This is a genomic window from Pantoea sp. BR_17, assembly GCF_041955125.1.
GTDB classification, from domain to species: Bacteria; Pseudomonadota; Gammaproteobacteria; order Enterobacterales; family Enterobacteriaceae; genus Pantoea; species Pantoea stewartii.
The window spans coordinates 1-14,597 of sequence record NZ_JAVAXT010000006.1 but is presented as its reverse complement, the minus strand read 5'-3'; the positions used below and the strand labels follow the sequence as shown (position 1 = coordinate 14,597).

Here is a 14,597-nt window from a genome sequence, read left to right as displayed (position 1 = left end):
GCAGATGGCTAAACAACCGGGATTAGATTTTCAAAGTGCCAAAGGTGGCTTTGGTGAACTGAAACGCAGACTGCTGTTTGTTATCGGTGCACTGATTGTCTTCCGCATTGGCTCTTTCATTCCAATCCCTGGTATTGATGCCACTGTACTTGCCAAACTGCTTGAGCAACAGCGTGGCACCATCATTGAAATGTTTAACATGTTCTCTGGTGGTGCTCTCAGCCGTGCTTCTATTTTTGCTCTGGGTATCATGCCGTATATTTCGGCATCTATTATTATCCAGCTGTTAACGGTGGTTCATCCTGCCTTAGCAGAAATCAAGAAAGAAGGGGAGGCTGGCCGTCGTAAGATTAGTCAGTACACCCGTTACGGTACGTTGGTATTGGCCATATTCCAGTCGATCGGTATTGCTACCGGTTTGCCGAATATGCCTGGTATGCAAGGCCTGGTAATGAATCCAGGCTTTGCATTCTATTTTACCGCTGTTGTAAGTCTGGTTACCGGGACAATGTTCCTGATGTGGCTGGGCGAACAGATTACTGAACGTGGTATCGGTAACGGTATCTCGATCATTATCTTCGCGGGTATTGTTGCGGGACTTCCGCCGGCCATTGGCCATACCATCGAGCAAGCGCGGCAAGGTGACCTGCACTTCCTTCTGTTGCTGTTGGTTGCAGTTCTCGTATTTGCAGTGACCTTCTTTGTTATTTTCGTTGAGCGTGGTCAACGCCGCATCGTGGTGAACTATGCGAAACGTCAACAAGGTCGTCGCGTTTACGCTGCACAGAGCACACATTTACCGTTGAAAGTGAATATGGCAGGGGTTATCCCGGCAATCTTCGCTTCCAGCATTATTCTGTTCCCGGCAACGATTGCATCGTGGTTCGGGGGCGGTACCGGTTGGAACTGGCTGACAACAATTTCAATGTATTTGCAGCCAGGACAGCCGCTTTATGTGCTACTCTATGCGACTGCTATCATCTTCTTCTGTTTCTTCTACACGGCGTTGGTTTTCAACCCGCGTGAAACAGCAGATAACCTGAAGAAGTCTGGTGCATTCGTACCGGGAATTCGTCCGGGAGAGCAAACGGCGAGATATATCGATAAAGTAATGACACGGTTAACCTTAATCGGTGCCCTCTACATTACCTTTATTTGCCTTATCCCGGAGTTCATGCGTGATGCGATGAAAGTTCCTTTCTACTTTGGCGGTACATCGCTGCTTATCGTAGTGGTCGTCATCATGGACTTTATGGCTCAAGTGCAAACTCTGATGATGTCAAGTCAGTACGAGTCTGCATTGAAGAAAGCTAACCTGAAGGGCTATGGCCGTTAATTCAGGTGGTTGAGAAGTTACGGAGAGTAAAAATGAAAGTTCGTGCTTCCGTCAAGAAATTATGTCGTAACTGCAAAATCATTCGTCGCGACGGTGTCGTTCGTGTGATCTGCAGCGCCGAGCCAAAGCATAAACAGCGCCAAGGCTGATTTTCACATATTTTTCTTGCAAAGTCGGGTTGAGCTGGCTAGATTAGCCAGCCAATCTTTTGTATGTCTGTACGTTTCCATTTGAGTATCCTGAAAACGGGCTTTTCAGCATGGTGCGTACATATTAAATAGTAGGAGTGCATAGTGGCCCGTATAGCAGGCATTAACATTCCTGATCAGAAACATACCGTTATCGCATTAACTTCGATCTTCGGTATTGGTAAAACTCGTTCTAAAGCCATTTGCGCTTCAACGGGTATTGCTGAAAATGTTAAGATCAGTGAGCTGTCTGAAGAACAAATTGATCAGCTGCGTGATGCAGTTGCTAAATTCGTTGTTGAAGGTGATCTGCGCCGTGAAATCACCCTGAGCATCAAGCGTCTGATGGACCTTGGTTGCTACCGTGGTTTGCGCCATCGTCGTGGTCTTCCGGTTCGCGGTCAGCGCACCAAGACCAACGCACGTACCCGTAAGGGTCCGCGTAAACCGATCAAGAAATAATCGGGGTGAGTAAATAATGGCAAAGGCACCAGTTCGTGCACGTAAGCGTGTAAGAAAACAAGTCTCAGATGGCGTGGCTCATGTCCATGCGTCTTTTAACAACACCATCGTTACCATTACTGATCGTCAGGGTAACGCACTGGGTTGGGCAACCGCCGGTGGTTCCGGTTTCCGCGGTTCACGTAAATCTACGCCGTTTGCTGCTCAGGTCGCTGCAGAGCGCTGTGCAGAAGCTGTAAAAGATTACGGTATTAAGAACCTGGAAGTTATGGTTAAGGGTCCGGGTCCAGGCCGCGAATCAACGATTCGTGCTCTGAACGCCGCTGGTTTCCGCATCACGAACATTACTGATGTGACTCCGATCCCTCACAACGGTTGTCGTCCGCCGAAAAAACGTCGCGTATAACGTCCGTTTTTTAGGTTAGTTGGAGAAAGAAAATGGCAAGATATTTGGGTCCTAAGCTCAAGCTGAGCCGTCGTGAGGGCACTGACTTATTCCTTAAGTCTGGCGTTCGCGCGATTGATTCCAAGTGTAAGATTGAACAAGCCCCTGGTCAGCACGGTGCGCGCAAGCCACGTCTGTCTGACTACGGCGGTCAGTTACGTGAAAAGCAAAAAGTTCGTCGTATCTACGGTGTGCTTGAGCGTCAGTTCCGTAACTATTACAAAGAAGCAGCACGTCTGAAAGGCAACACCGGTGCAAACCTGTTGGCTCTGCTGGAAGGCCGTCTGGACAACGTCGTTTATCGTATGGGCTTTGGTGCCACGCGTGCGGAAGCACGTCAGCTGGTCAGCCATAAGTCTGTTCTGGTAAATGGTCGCGTTGTTAACATCGCTTCTTATCAGGTATCTCCGAATGATGTCGTTAGCATCCGTGAGAAAGCCAAAAAGCAATCTCGCGTGAAGGCCGCTCTGGAGCTGGCTGAGCAGCGTGAAAAGCCAACCTGGCTGGAAGTTGATGCAGCTAAGATGGAAGGTGTGTTCAAACGTATTCCTGAACGTACTGATCTGTCTGCGGACATTAACGAACACCTGATCGTCGAGCTTTACTCTAAGTAAAGCTTAGTACCAAAGAGAGGACACAATGCAGGGTTCTGTGACAGAGTTTCTAAAACCGCGCCTGGTAGATATCGAGCAAGTGAGTTCGACGCACGCCAAGGTGACCCTTGAGCCTTTAGAGCGTGGCTTTGGCCATACTCTTGGTAACGCGCTGCGCCGTATTCTGCTTTCATCAATGCCGGGTTGCGCGGTGACCGAGGTTGAAATTGATGGTGTACTGCATGAGTACAGCACCAAAGAGGGTGTACAGGAAGATATCCTGGAAATCCTGCTCAACCTTAAAGGTTTGGCGGTAAGAGTTCAGGGCAAAGATGAAGTTATTCTTACCTTGAATAAATCTGGCATTGGCCCTGTGACTGCAGCCGACATTACCCATGATGGTGATGTCGAAATCGTCAAGCCGCAGCATGTGATCTGCCATCTGACCGATGACAACGCATCTATTAGCATGCGTATCAAAGTTCAGCGTGGTCGTGGTTATGTGCCGGCTTCTGCCCGAATTCATTCGGAAGAAGATGAGCGCCCAATCGGCCGTCTGCTGGTCGACGCTTGCTACAGCCCTGTAGACCGTATCGCCTACAATGTTGAAGCAGCGCGTGTAGAGCAGCGCACCGACCTGGACAAGCTGGTCATCGAAATGGAAACCAACGGCACAATCGATCCTGAAGAGGCGATTCGTCGTGCGGCGACCATCCTGGCAGAACAACTGGAAGCTTTCGTTGACTTACGTGATGTACGTCAGCCGGAAGTGAAAGAAGAGAAACCAGAATTCGATCCGATCCTGCTGCGCCCTGTTGACGATCTGGAATTGACTGTCCGCTCTGCTAACTGCCTTAAGGCAGAAGCTATCCACTACATCGGTGATCTGGTACAGCGTACTGAGGTTGAGCTGCTTAAAACGCCTAACCTTGGTAAAAAATCTCTTACCGAGATTAAAGATGTGCTGGCCTCACGTGGTCTGTCTCTGGGCATGCGCCTGGAAAACTGGCCACCGGCAAGCATTGCTGATGAATAACCCGATCACAGGTTAAGGTTTCACTGAGAAGGATAAGGTCATGCGCCATCGTAAGAGTGGTCGTCAACTGAACCGCAACAGCAGCCATCGTCAGGCTATGTTCCGCAACATGGCTGGCTCTCTGGTTCGTCACGAGATCATCAAGACGACTCTGCCGAAAGCCAAAGAGTTGCGCCGCGTAGTTGAGCCGCTGATTACTCTTGCCAAGACCGACAACGTAGCTAATCGTCGTCTGGCATTCGCCCGTACTCGTGATAACGAGATCGTGGCAAAACTGTTTAATGAGTTAGGCCCGCGTTTCGCGAGCCGTGCAGGTGGTTACACTCGCATTCTGAAGTGTGGCTTCCGCGCTGGTGATAACGCTCCGATGGCATACATCGAGCTGGTTGATCGTCCAGAAGCTCAAGCAGAAGCTGCAGCAGAGTAATCTGTTGCAACGTGAAAAACCCGCTTCGGCGGGTTTTTTATTGCCTGTCATTCAACGTCTGCTACGCTTGTGGTGTCATGAAGGAGGTGAACAATGTGGTTAATTGATCAGCTTGCAGAACAGCATATTAAAGCCGCGCAGGAGAAAGGTGAGCTGAGTGATCTGCCGGGCGAAGGCGCACCGCTGAATCTCGAAGACGACAGTCAGGTTCCACCTGAACTACGTGCAGGATACCGACTGTTAAAAAATGCAGGTTTTCTTCCCCCCGAACTTGAGTTGCGCCGCGAAGCACTTCAGGTCAGCGATCTTTTACAGCATTTAGATCCTGACGATCCAGAGGCGCTGATCCAGACACAACGATTACGGCAACTTAAGATAAGGCTGAGCCAGGCCGGTATGCGCACTGATTTTCTTGAGGGGGAATATGGTCGCGCGATTAAGACCAAGCTCGTGCCCGATTAAGGTGTATTTTTTGTCGCTGTTGTGCGCGTATAATGAGTTTGCTTCATCTTTTCACCGCATTATTCCATTACTCAACCGGAGAAGTTATGTCCAGATACCGTCATACGAAAGGACAAATACAGGATAACGCCTTACAGGCATTGTTACACGACCCGCTGTTCAGGCAACGTGTTGAAGAAAAACAAAAAGGCAAAGGCAGTTACCGGCGTAAAGAAAAACATGGGAAAGGCTGGGAGGCCAGTGATAAGCAAGCCGTTTATCACTGGCCTTCTGCTTTACAGACACAAAAAAGCCGCTTCAGAGCGGCTTTTTATTTTAGATTTTCGTATTCTGTTGTTTGAGTAAATCGCGGATTTCTGTCAGAAGCAGTTCTTCATTTGTAGGCTTAGGTGCCGGTTTTTCCACTTCTTTCTTCTTATACAGTTTGTTCATCAGCTTAATCGCCATAAAGATAGCAAAAGCAACAATGATGAAATCAAATACGGTTTGCAGGAAAATACCATATTCCATAACCACAGCCGGTGTGTTGCCGACGGCAGGTTTAAGCACCCAGCTAAACGATTTGAAATCAACGCCGCCAATCAGCAAGCCCAGCGGTGGCATAATGATGTTCGCGACCAGTGATGAAACAATCTTACCGAATGCCGCACCGATAATCACACCGACGGCCAGATCAACCACGTTGCCGCGCATCGCAAAATCACGAAACTCTTTGAATAAACTCATACTTCTCTCCTTGCCTTAGCCAATGCCATAAAGTTTAACAAAGCTCACAATATTTGCCATTAACCACAGACAATAAGCCACTGACATGTCAGTGCTGGCTTTTTATGTGTTATAGGAAAAACGGACTGGGCTGGAACAGGCGCTCGACGTCCGGCACAAACTTTTTATCGGTTAAAAACATCACAACGTGATCGCCCTGTTCAATACGCAGATTGTCATTCGCTATCATCACATCGTCGCCGCGCACCACAGCACCAATCAGTGTGCCTGGTGGCAGCTTGATATCATCAACTGACCGTCCCACCACGCGCGATGTGGTTTCGTCGCCATGCGCGATGGCTTCGATGGCTTCAGCAATGCCTCGACGTAATGACGAGACACCCACAATATCGGCTTTGCGCACATGTCCCAGTAAGGCCGAGATGGTCGCCTGCTGGGGAGAAATGGCGATATCAATGACGCTGCCCTGGACCAGATCGACATAAGCACGGCGTTGAATCAGCACCATAACTTTCTTGGCGCCCATTTTTTTGGCCAGCATGGCAGACATGATATTGGCTTCGTCATCGTTGGTGACGGCGATAAACAAATCCACCTGCTCAATATGCTCTTCCGCCAGTAGTTCCTGATCGGAGGCATCACCGTAAAAGACCACCGTGTCGTGCAACTGTTCAGCCAGTTCGGCCGCGCGCTGGGGATTGCGCTCAATAAGTTTCACGCTGTAGTTTTTCTCGAGCTTTTGCGCCAGGCCAAAGCCAATGTTGCCGCCGCCTACTAACATGATGCGTTTATAAGGCTTTTCCAGGCGCTGCATTTCACTCATTACCGCACGAATATGCTGGCTGGCGGCAATGAAGAAAACTTCATCACCGGCTTCGATAATGGTGGAGCCCTGTGGCCGGATAGGGCGGTCCTGACGAAAAATCGCTGCTACGCGCGTATCGATATGGGGCATGTGATCGCGCAGGATCGACAATGGATTGCCCACCAGGGGGCCACCGTAATAGGCTTTCACGACTGCGAGGCTCACTTTGCCTTCAGCAAAATTAACTACCTGCAACGCGCCCGGATATTGAATCAGGCGGTAAATATTGTCGATAACCAGTTGCTCAGGCGAAATCAGATGGTCGATAGGCACTGCTTCGGGAATAAAAAGCTTATCCGCATCGCGCAGATAGTCAGCCGCACGTATGCGGGCGATACGATTTGGCGTGTTGAAGAGCGAATACGCGATTTGACAGGCTATCATGTTGGTTTCGTCAGAGCTGGTAACGGCGACCAGCATATCGGCGTCTTCCGCGCCCGCCTCACGGAGAACCCGTGGGTGGGAACCATGACCCTGCACAACACGTAAATCAAATTTATCCTGTAACTGACGTAAACGTGCTGAATCTGTATCAACAACTGTTATATCGTTGTTTTCGCCAACCAGATTTTCGGCCAGTGTGCCTCCAACCTGGCCAGCACCAAGAATGATGATTTTCATCGCTTTTCAAAGCCTTTTCATTATGCGTTAGCGTCTTTAATCAGCTTAGCGTAGAAAAATCCGTCTCCGCCTTCAGCGTCAGGGAACACCTGCCAGCCCGTATCGGGCGCGCCTGAAAGGGAGACAGCCTGTGCATCCGCATGTCGCTGTAAGAAACCGCTGATTTGCTCATGGTTCTCTTCCGGTAGGACAGAGCAGGTCGCGTAGATCATCGTACCGCCCGCTTTAAGAAGCGGCCAGGTGGCCTCCAGAATGTCACGCTGCAAAGCGGCCAGTTCGCTGATATCGCGATCGCGGCGTAACCATTTGATATCCGGATGGCGGCGAATCACGCCTGTGGCTGAGCAGGGCGCATCCAGCAGGATACGATCAAACTGCCGTTGGTCACACCATTGCTGCGGAGTACGGCCATCACCTTGTTTGACCTCGGCGGTCATTCCCAGCCGTGTCAGGTTTTCGGTTACGCGCTTCAGTCGTTGTGCGTCCACATCCACAGCAAGGACCTGCGCGTCAGGGGCTATTTCTAAAATATGCGTCGTTTTGCCGCCTGGCGCTGCACACAGATCGAGAATATGTTCGCCATTTTTAGGCGCAAGCAGAAGCGCACAGCGCTGTGCTGAGAGATCCTGCACCGTAACCCAGCCCTGGTCGAAACCGGGTAACTGGTGAACCGGCGCTGGCGAGGCCAGGCGTAATGCTTCCGGCACATCCTCTGCAGCCATCGCCTCTCTTTCACTGGCGGTCAGCAGAGCAAGCCAACTGTCACGGGTATGGTGCTGACGGTTAACCCGCAGCCACATCGGTGGGCGTTGGTTATTCGCGTCAACAATCTGTTGCCAGCGATCTGGCCAGGCAAGCTGCAGTCGGTTCAGTAGCCATCCGGGATGAAGATGGCGCTGTGGACCTTCCTGGATGCTGGCGAGGAGTTCCTCCTGACGGCGCTGGAACTGACGTAACACGCCGTTGATCAATCCTTTCAGATTGGCACGTTTCAGCACTTCAGCACCAGCAACGGTCTCGGCTAATGCCGCATGTGCCGGGACGCGCGTGTAGAGTAACTGGTACAGGCCCACCATGATCAGAAAATGCAGCGTACGCTGTTTGCCAGTCAGAGGGCGCTCCATCAATTTCCCGATAAGCGCTTCCAACTGCGGTAACGTTCGTAACACACCAAAGCAGATCTCTTGCACCAGAGCGGCGTCTTTATCGGCGACTTTTTTCTGTGCGGCAGGCAGCACAGTATTGAGTGACTCGCCCTTATCGACAACACGTTCAATCAGTTGTGCAGACAGGCTACGAAGGTTGGATGATTTAGTCATAAGATAGTGCCATCAAACAAAAGGCCCGGATTTACCGGGCCTGAATGTCAGTCCAGAAGAGAGCCGGGTTCAAACCATTCCCGGCGCGAGTTGAGCAGATCCTGTGCCGACATCGGTTTTTTACCGGCGGGTTGCAACTGAAGTAAATTGAGTACGCCATCGGCGGTGGCAATGTGAATGCCCTGTTTGTCAGCCTTAACGATCTCGCCCGGTCGTTTATTGACATGAGGTAAAACACCGGCTTGCCATACTTTTACTGGCTGATCATTTACCATAAAAAAGCTAACCGGCCAGGGATTAAAGGCGCGAATGCAGCGTTCAAGCTGTTCCGCGGGTAACTGCCAGTCAAGACGTGCTTCCTCTTTGCTGAGCTTCTCAGCATAATTTGCCAGGGTTTCATCCTGTTTCACCGGCTGGGCGTTGCCCTCACGTAACTGCGACAAGGTTGTCAGTAGCCCTTCTGGTCCGAGGCTGGCCAGCTTGTCGTATAACGAAGCACTGGTGTCTTCAGCAGTAATAGGGCAGGCCAGTTTTACCAGCATATCACCGGTATCCAGCCCGACATCCATTTGCATGATGGTGACACCGGTTTCCTGATCACCTGCCCAAAGCGCGCGCTGAATAGGCGCCGCGCCGCGCCAGCGTGGCAGCAACGAACCATGTACGTTGATGCAGCCCAGACGTGGCATCTCAAGCACGGCTTTCGGCAGGATAAGGCCATAAGCCACCACGACCATGACATCGGCCTGCAAATCGGCAACCAGCTGTTGGTTTTCCGCAGGGCGCAACGATTTGGGCTGAAAAACCGGAATGTCGTGGGCAAGAGCCAGCGCTTTTACCGGACTCGCGGTCAACTTATTGCCGCGCCCGGCAGGGCGGTCTGGTTGGGTGAAAACACCAACGACCTTATGCTCAGATGCGAGCAACGCGTCAAGGTGACGCGCCGCGAAGTCTGGTGTGCCAGCAAAGATTATATTAAGCGGGGCAGACACGTTTATCCCTTTTTCAGATCTCAAGAGGCCTGGGCGTTTTGCCGCGCCAGTTTTTCTAACTTTGTCTTGATTCGCTGACGTTTTAAAGGCGACAGATAATCGATAAACAGTTTGCCATCCAGATGATCAATTTCATGCTGAATACAGATAGCCAGCAGGTCACCGGTTTCCAGTTCAAACGGCTTACCTTCGCGATCTAACGCTCGCACTTTTACCCGCTCTGCACGAGGCACAAAGGCGCGTTGCTCAGGAATGGACAGGCAACCTTCTTCGATACCTGTTTCACCACTTTTTTCCAGAAGCTCGGGATTGATCAATACCAGTCGCTCGTCCCGGTTCTCAGAGACATCAATCACAATGATGCGCTGATGAATATCCACCTGCGTAGCGGCAAGGCCGATACCTTCTTCGGAATACATGGTTTCGAACATATCATCAACGATACGCTGAACTTCTGCGTTAACTTCTTTGACTGGCGCGGCGATCTTGCGCAGGCGCTCGTCAGGAAAATGTAACACCTGTAAAACTGACATAAATATCCAGATCTATATTCTAAAAGGAAAAGATTACTGCCTCATATTGTAGACTTTTTAGTACCTGATTGACAGCATTCTGCGGAGGGATGCGACGGTTATCAGGAGGCCGTGACGATGGAAAAAAGGGCGCGATTACTGCGGCTGGCCGCGATACCCGGCCTGACGGGCCGACGCTGGCTGAACGCGGCGCAGCAACTGTGCGCAGGTCAGGATATTGATGTGATATTAAGCCAAAAGGGCTTCGAGACAGCGCAACATCATTATGCCCATCAGAAAACCACGGACTGGCTGGCAACCGTTAACACTTGGCTGGCACAGCGTCCAACGCATCACCTGATTACGGCGCTGGATGCGCATTACCCCGCTCAACTCCTTGAAGCGGCCTGTTTCCCTCCGCTCTTATATGTAAACGGTGATCCAACCGTATTATCTTCACCTCAACTGGCGGTGGTAGGCAGCCGTCTGTGTTCGCCCTCAGGCCGTTACTGGTGCGACTGGTTCACCCAACAACTGGCATTGAGCGGTTTGACCATAACCAGTGGGCTGGCTATCGGGATTGATGGCGTGGCACACCGTGCCGCATTAAATGTGCAGGGTAAAACCGTGGCCGTACTGGGGAGTGGACTGGCCCATCTGTATCCCAAAAAACACACTGCGCTGGCGCAGGAGATTGTTATGCAGGGAGGCGCCGTGATCTCGGAGTTTCCGCTTACTGCCGCGCCACTGGCGCATCAGTTTCCGCGCAGAAACCGTATTATCAGTGGGTTAAGTCAGGGTGTTCTCGTCATTGAAGCGTCATTAAAAAGTGGTTCATTAGTCACAGCCCGTTATGCATTAGAGCAGAATCGCAATGTTTATGCCTTACCGGGTGCGCTGGGTAGCAGCGGCAGTGAGGGGACAAACTGGCTGATCCAACAAGGTGCCATGTTGGTGGCACATCCTAATAACATTGTCGAAGATTTACGCGCTATGCTTAACTGGTTACCTGTTAACCCGTCAGATGAAATTTATTCTGATGCCAGTGACGATGCTCCATTGCCATTTGCCGAGCTGTTGGCTAACGTAGGTGATGAGGTTACACCTGTTGACGTTGTCGCTGAACGTGCCGGCCAACCTGTGCCAGTTATTACAGCTCAATTGCTGGAACTGGAGTTAGCAGGATGGATCGCAGCTGTACCCGGCGGCTATGTCCGATTGAGGAGGGCATGCCATGTTCGACGTACTCATGTACTTGTTTGAGACCTATATCCACAACGAAACAGAAATGGGTGTTGATCAGGACAGATTGACAGATGACTTGACGGATGCCGGTTTCCACCGCGAAGATATTTATAATGCGTTGAACTGGTTAGAGAAATTGGCGGACTATCAGGAAGGACTGGTCGCACCAATTTTGCTGGCAAATGATCCGCTCTCTATGCGCATCTATACCGATGAAGAGAGCAAGCGTTTAGATGCCGAAAGCCGCGGTTTCCTGCTGTTCCTGGAGCAAATCCAGGTACTGAGTCTGGAAACACGAGAAATGGTCATTGAACGTGTCATGGCGCTTGATACGCTGGATTTCGATCTTGAGGATCTTAAATGGGTGGTGCTGATGGTGCTGTTTAACATCCCTGGATGTGAAAACGCGTATCAGCAGATGGAAGAACTGCTATTCGACGTCAACGAAGGTATGCTGCATTAAATTTTTACTAATGCATGACTGTTATGAGTAAAACCGCACTCTTTACTGTGCGTAAACAGGATCCCTGCCCCGCGTGCGGGGCAGAACTTGTTATACGTTCAGGAAAGCATGGCCCATTTTTGGGCTGTGCAAATTACCCTGCCTGTGACTATATCAAGCCTTTGGGAAACCAGGCTGATGGGCATGTCGTCAAAGTTCTGGAAGGCCACGTTTGCCCACAATGCGGGGCAGATAAAGTATTGCGCCAGGGCCGGTTTGGCATGTTTATTGGCTGTAGCGACTATCCCGCGTGTGATTACACCGAAACCATCGATAAACCGGATGAAACCACGATCGACTGTCCGCAGTGCCAGCAGGGTAAGCTGGTACAACGCCGCTCGCGTTTTGGTAAAACGTTTCATGCCTGCGAACGCTATCCAGCCTGTCAGTTTGCCGTGAACCTGACGCCAGTGGCGGGGCGCTGTCCGCATTGTGAATTTCCGCTTTTAGTCGAGAAAAAGACGGCGCAGGGCACCCGGCTTTTCTGCGCCAGTAAAAGTTGTGGCAAAGCTATTATTCAAGAGACATAAGACATAACCATGTTAAATCAACCCGTTGCCGGCTCATTGCAGGATTGTGTAAGCCATCTTAACCAGCATGCTGTGATTGCCTATCCCACCGAAGCGGTATTCGGCTTAGGCTGTGATCCCGATAATGAATCTGCGGTCATGGCACTGCTGGCATTAAAAAAACGGCCAGTAGAGAAAGGCTTGATCCTGATAGCTGCCGACTATGATCAGCTTAAACCTTACGTATCGGATGAGGCCTTAACCACGGAGCAGCGTGAACGTATGTTTGCCTGTTGGCCAGGCCCGGTTACCTTTGTCGTGCCTGCTTCTCCGGTTACCCCGCGCTGGTTAACCGGGCAATTTGATTCACTGGCCATCCGCGTTAGCGATCATCCGGATGTTCAGGCGCTGTGCCGGGCGTTTGGAAAACCTTTGGTATCGACCAGCGCTAATCTTTCCGGTCAGCCGCCGTGCCGTTCAGTCGAAGAGGTCAAATTGCAGTTTGGCACCGCGTTTCCCGTATTTAATGGAAAGACAGGAGGAAGGCTCAATCCTTCTGAGATTCGCGATGTCATCAGCGGCAATTTGATACGCCAGGGTTAATATATGGCAAATTTTGCAGTTTTCGGTCATCCCATTAGTCACAGCAAATCGCCGCACATTCATCAGGCGTTTGCGCGACAGACAGGAATCTCTCTTCAGTATGATCGTATTGATGCGCCTGTTGATGCTTTTCCTGAGACTCTCCGCACTTTTTTCCACGACGGCGGGGCGGGTGCGAACATTACGCTGCCTTTTAAACAGCAGGCGTGGGCATTTGCCGACCAGTTGACCGAGCGCGCTGCGCTGTCAGGGGCTGTGAACACGCTAAAGCTGTGTGATGATGGCCAAATTCTTGGCGACAATACGGATGGTATTGGGCTGCTCAGCGATCTTCAGCGCCTTGGGATGATTAAGCCCGACAGCCATCTTCTGCTGGTGGGGGCAGGTGGAGCCGCTCGGGGCGTCATTCTCCCTCTGCTTTCGATGGGAGCAACGATCACGGTCGTGAACCGAACGGCGTTGAATGCGCAGACTCTGGCCGCAGAGTTTGCCCATCGCGGAGCGATTAATGCGTGTTCGTTTGACGCGCTTGTGGATAGACATTTCGACCTTGTCATTAATGCCACATCAAGTGGTATTCAGGGTGAAGTACCGCCGTTGCCGCCTTCATTAGTTCATGCTGAGCTACGTTGCTACGATATGTTCTATCAGAGTGGCTTAACGCCTTTCCTGCGCTGGTGTCAGCAGCACGGTTCATCTCATCTTGCTGATGGGCTGGGGATGCTGGTGGGTCAGGCCGCACATGCCTTTCATCTATGGCACGGGGTGATGCCCGAAATCGCGCCGGTCATCGCCTCATTAAAAGCCGGGATGCAGTCATGAACCAGGCGATACAGTTTCCTGATCGGGAAAGCCTGAATACAGAACTAAGGGCCGTTTGTTTCCCTGTTCTGGTAAACGGGATGGGCTTAACCTGCGCTATCAGTGTTGAGGCGCTTAATGAACAGTTCGGTGAGGGAGAAGCGATGACGCTGTTTCGCCATCATCGCTGGGATTTGGAAGATCAGGCCGAAGACTGCATTCGAAACGATCAGGTCGATAATGAAGGATGGGTCTGGCTGTCTCCGGCCAGATAGTCGTTCTTCCAGTTAACATAGTTGCTGGCAGAGTAAAGTAGACCTTCAATTTCTTTTTCATTCAGCGGCCGGATTTGTTTGACCGGGCTCCCGACATACAGATAGCCACTTTCCAGTCGTTTGCCGGGGGGAACCAGGCTCCCGGCACCAATCATAACGTCGTCTTCAACAATGACGCCATCCAGTACGATTGAGCCCATTCCAACCAGTACGCGATTGCCTATCGTGCAGCCATGCAGCATCGCTTTATGCCCAACCGTTACGTCTTCCCCAATTATCAGAGGAAAACCGGCGGGGTTGGCCTCTGATTTATGCGTGACATGCAGGACGCTGCCATCCTGAATATTGGTTCGGGCACCAATATGCACCTGGTTCACATCGCCACGAATAGCGACTAAAGGCCAGATACCTACATCATCTTCCATAATGACGTCACCCGCTACCACGCTGGTGGGATCAACCATGACGCGCAGACCCAATTTTGGGAAAAGATGTTTGTAAGGGCGTAACGCTACAGTCATTTTGTTCTCCTTTTACTGAGTTTACTGGCAGCCTGATGCGATTCTGACCAACTGGCAAGGGGATTTTGTGCCGGATCGTTGGTGATCTAATCAATATGAATGTTTTCTCGGCAGTCAGTAAAAAGATCCAAAAAAAGGGTTGTGCAATTCATTCGGA

At 51.0% G+C, this 14,597-nt stretch carries 21 protein-coding genes; 15 read left to right on the top strand and 6 right to left on the bottom strand.

Going from position 1 to position 14,597, the window contains the following annotated elements; genetic code table 11:
- Positions 1 to 4 precede the first annotated feature (4 nt).
- The 9 genes from secY (at position 5) to RAC60_RS10925 (ending at position 5,290) form a co-directional block, all read left to right on the top strand.
- On the top strand, positions 5 to 1,336 hold the full coding sequence (secY, locus tag RAC60_RS10965) for a preprotein translocase subunit SecY (RefSeq protein ID WP_006120598.1): 1,332 nt from the start codon (positions 5 to 7) through the stop codon (positions 1,334 to 1,336).
- 32 nt (positions 1,337 to 1,368) lie between these two features.
- Positions 1,369 to 1,485, top strand: coding sequence for a 50S ribosomal protein L36 (rpmJ, locus tag RAC60_RS10960; protein WP_004160566.1), 117 nt, complete (start codon positions 1,369 to 1,371; stop codon positions 1,483 to 1,485).
- 144 nt (positions 1,486 to 1,629) lie between these two features.
- Positions 1,630 to 1,986: a 30S ribosomal protein S13 gene (gene rpsM, locus RAC60_RS10955; RefSeq protein ID WP_003850176.1), complete on the top strand. Its 357-nt coding sequence runs from the start codon at positions 1,630 to 1,632 to the stop codon at positions 1,984 to 1,986.
- Between the two features lie 16 nt (positions 1,987 to 2,002).
- Entirely contained in the window at positions 2,003 to 2,392 is a 390-nt protein-coding gene (gene rpsK, locus RAC60_RS10950) for a 30S ribosomal protein S11 (RefSeq protein WP_004160563.1), read from the top strand.
- A 32-nt stretch (positions 2,393 to 2,424) separates the two neighbouring features.
- Positions 2,425 to 3,045 carry a 30S ribosomal protein S4 gene (gene rpsD / locus RAC60_RS10945; protein ID WP_006120599.1) on the top strand — a complete coding sequence of 207 codons (621 nt, stop codon included), beginning with the start codon at positions 2,425 to 2,427 and terminating at the stop codon, positions 3,043 to 3,045.
- 25 nt (positions 3,046 to 3,070) lie between these two features.
- On the top strand, positions 3,071 to 4,060 hold the full coding sequence (locus tag RAC60_RS10940) for a DNA-directed RNA polymerase subunit alpha (protein ID WP_033741519.1): 990 nt from the start codon (positions 3,071 to 3,073) through the stop codon (positions 4,058 to 4,060).
- 40 nt (positions 4,061 to 4,100) lie between these two features.
- Positions 4,101 to 4,487: a 50S ribosomal protein L17 gene (gene rplQ / locus RAC60_RS10935; protein WP_009087575.1), complete on the top strand. Its 387-nt coding sequence runs from the start codon at positions 4,101 to 4,103 to the stop codon at positions 4,485 to 4,487.
- Positions 4,488 to 4,580: 93 nt separating this feature from the next.
- Positions 4,581 to 4,949: a DUF1992 domain-containing protein gene (locus RAC60_RS10930; protein ID WP_033741516.1), complete on the top strand. Its 369-nt coding sequence runs from the start codon at positions 4,581 to 4,583 to the stop codon at positions 4,947 to 4,949.
- A gap of 86 nt (positions 4,950 to 5,035) precedes the next feature.
- Positions 5,036 to 5,290, top strand: coding sequence for an alternative ribosome-rescue factor A (locus RAC60_RS10925; protein WP_039343751.1), 255 nt, complete (start codon positions 5,036 to 5,038; stop codon positions 5,288 to 5,290).
- Here RAC60_RS10925 and mscL read toward each other — a convergent pair.
- The 5 genes from mscL to def all read right to left on the bottom strand — a co-directional run bounded on the left by mscL (position 5,265) and on the right by def (position 10,005).
- The gene (mscL, locus tag RAC60_RS10920) at positions 5,265 to 5,675 is read right to left on the bottom strand and encodes a large-conductance mechanosensitive channel protein MscL (protein WP_006120604.1); all 411 of its coding nucleotides are present in this window, start codon (positions 5,673 to 5,675) and stop codon (positions 5,265 to 5,267) included. The two genes, RAC60_RS10925 and mscL, sit on opposite strands and share 26 nt — an antisense overlap.
- A gap of 109 nt (positions 5,676 to 5,784) precedes the next feature.
- The gene (trkA, locus tag RAC60_RS10915) at positions 5,785 to 7,161 is read right to left on the bottom strand and encodes a Trk system potassium transporter TrkA (RefSeq protein WP_033741512.1); all 1,377 of its coding nucleotides are present in this window, start codon (positions 7,159 to 7,161) and stop codon (positions 5,785 to 5,787) included.
- A gap of 20 nt (positions 7,162 to 7,181) precedes the next feature.
- The gene (gene rsmB, locus RAC60_RS10910; RefSeq protein WP_164482644.1) at positions 7,182 to 8,480 is read right to left on the bottom strand and encodes a 16S rRNA (cytosine(967)-C(5))-methyltransferase RsmB; all 1,299 of its coding nucleotides are present in this window, start codon (positions 8,478 to 8,480) and stop codon (positions 7,182 to 7,184) included.
- A 47-nt stretch (positions 8,481 to 8,527) separates the two neighbouring features.
- Entirely contained in the window at positions 8,528 to 9,472 is a 945-nt protein-coding gene (fmt, locus tag RAC60_RS10905; RefSeq protein WP_006120607.1) for a methionyl-tRNA formyltransferase, read from the bottom strand.
- Positions 9,473 to 9,492: 20 nt separating this feature from the next.
- The gene (gene def / locus RAC60_RS10900; protein ID WP_006120608.1) at positions 9,493 to 10,005 is read right to left on the bottom strand and encodes a peptide deformylase; all 513 of its coding nucleotides are present in this window, start codon (positions 10,003 to 10,005) and stop codon (positions 9,493 to 9,495) included.
- Positions 10,006 to 10,122: 117 nt separating this feature from the next.
- On the opposite strand from def, the gene dprA reads away from it, so the two are divergent.
- From dprA to RAC60_RS10870, 6 genes are read left to right on the top strand one after another with little or no spacing between them, the layout of a single operon-like run.
- Complete coding sequence (gene dprA, locus RAC60_RS10895) at positions 10,123 to 11,247, top strand: DNA-protecting protein DprA (RefSeq protein ID WP_375093659.1); 1,125 nt, start codon at positions 10,123 to 10,125, stop codon at positions 11,245 to 11,247.
- Positions 11,219 to 11,692 carry a DUF494 family protein Smg gene (gene smg, locus RAC60_RS10890; RefSeq protein WP_006120660.1) on the top strand — a complete coding sequence of 158 codons (474 nt, stop codon included), beginning with the start codon at positions 11,219 to 11,221 and terminating at the stop codon, positions 11,690 to 11,692. The genes dprA and smg overlap by 29 nt, the downstream gene beginning before the upstream one ends.
- A 23-nt stretch (positions 11,693 to 11,715) precedes the next feature.
- Entirely contained in the window at positions 11,716 to 12,261 is a 546-nt protein-coding gene (locus tag RAC60_RS10885) for a type I DNA topoisomerase (RefSeq protein WP_164482642.1), read from the top strand.
- Positions 12,262 to 12,270: 9 nt separating this feature from the next.
- Entirely contained in the window at positions 12,271 to 12,843 is a 573-nt protein-coding gene (gene tsaC / locus RAC60_RS10880) for an L-threonylcarbamoyladenylate synthase type 1 TsaC (protein WP_054632998.1), read from the top strand.
- Positions 12,844 to 12,846: 3 nt separating this feature from the next.
- Positions 12,847 to 13,665 carry a shikimate dehydrogenase gene (gene aroE, locus RAC60_RS10875; protein ID WP_033741503.1) on the top strand — a complete coding sequence of 273 codons (819 nt, stop codon included), beginning with the start codon at positions 12,847 to 12,849 and terminating at the stop codon, positions 13,663 to 13,665.
- Complete coding sequence (locus tag RAC60_RS10870) at positions 13,662 to 13,919, top strand: DUF1488 domain-containing protein (RefSeq protein ID WP_006120664.1); 258 nt, start codon at positions 13,662 to 13,664, stop codon at positions 13,917 to 13,919. Before aroE ends, RAC60_RS10870 begins: the two co-directional genes overlap by 4 nt.
- Here RAC60_RS10870 and RAC60_RS10865 read toward each other — a convergent pair.
- On the bottom strand, positions 13,874 to 14,440 hold the full coding sequence (locus RAC60_RS10865; protein ID WP_006120665.1) for a gamma carbonic anhydrase family protein: 567 nt from the start codon (positions 14,438 to 14,440) through the stop codon (positions 13,874 to 13,876). The genes RAC60_RS10870 and RAC60_RS10865 overlap by 46 nt on opposite strands.
- Positions 14,441 to 14,597: the final 157 nt, after the last annotated feature.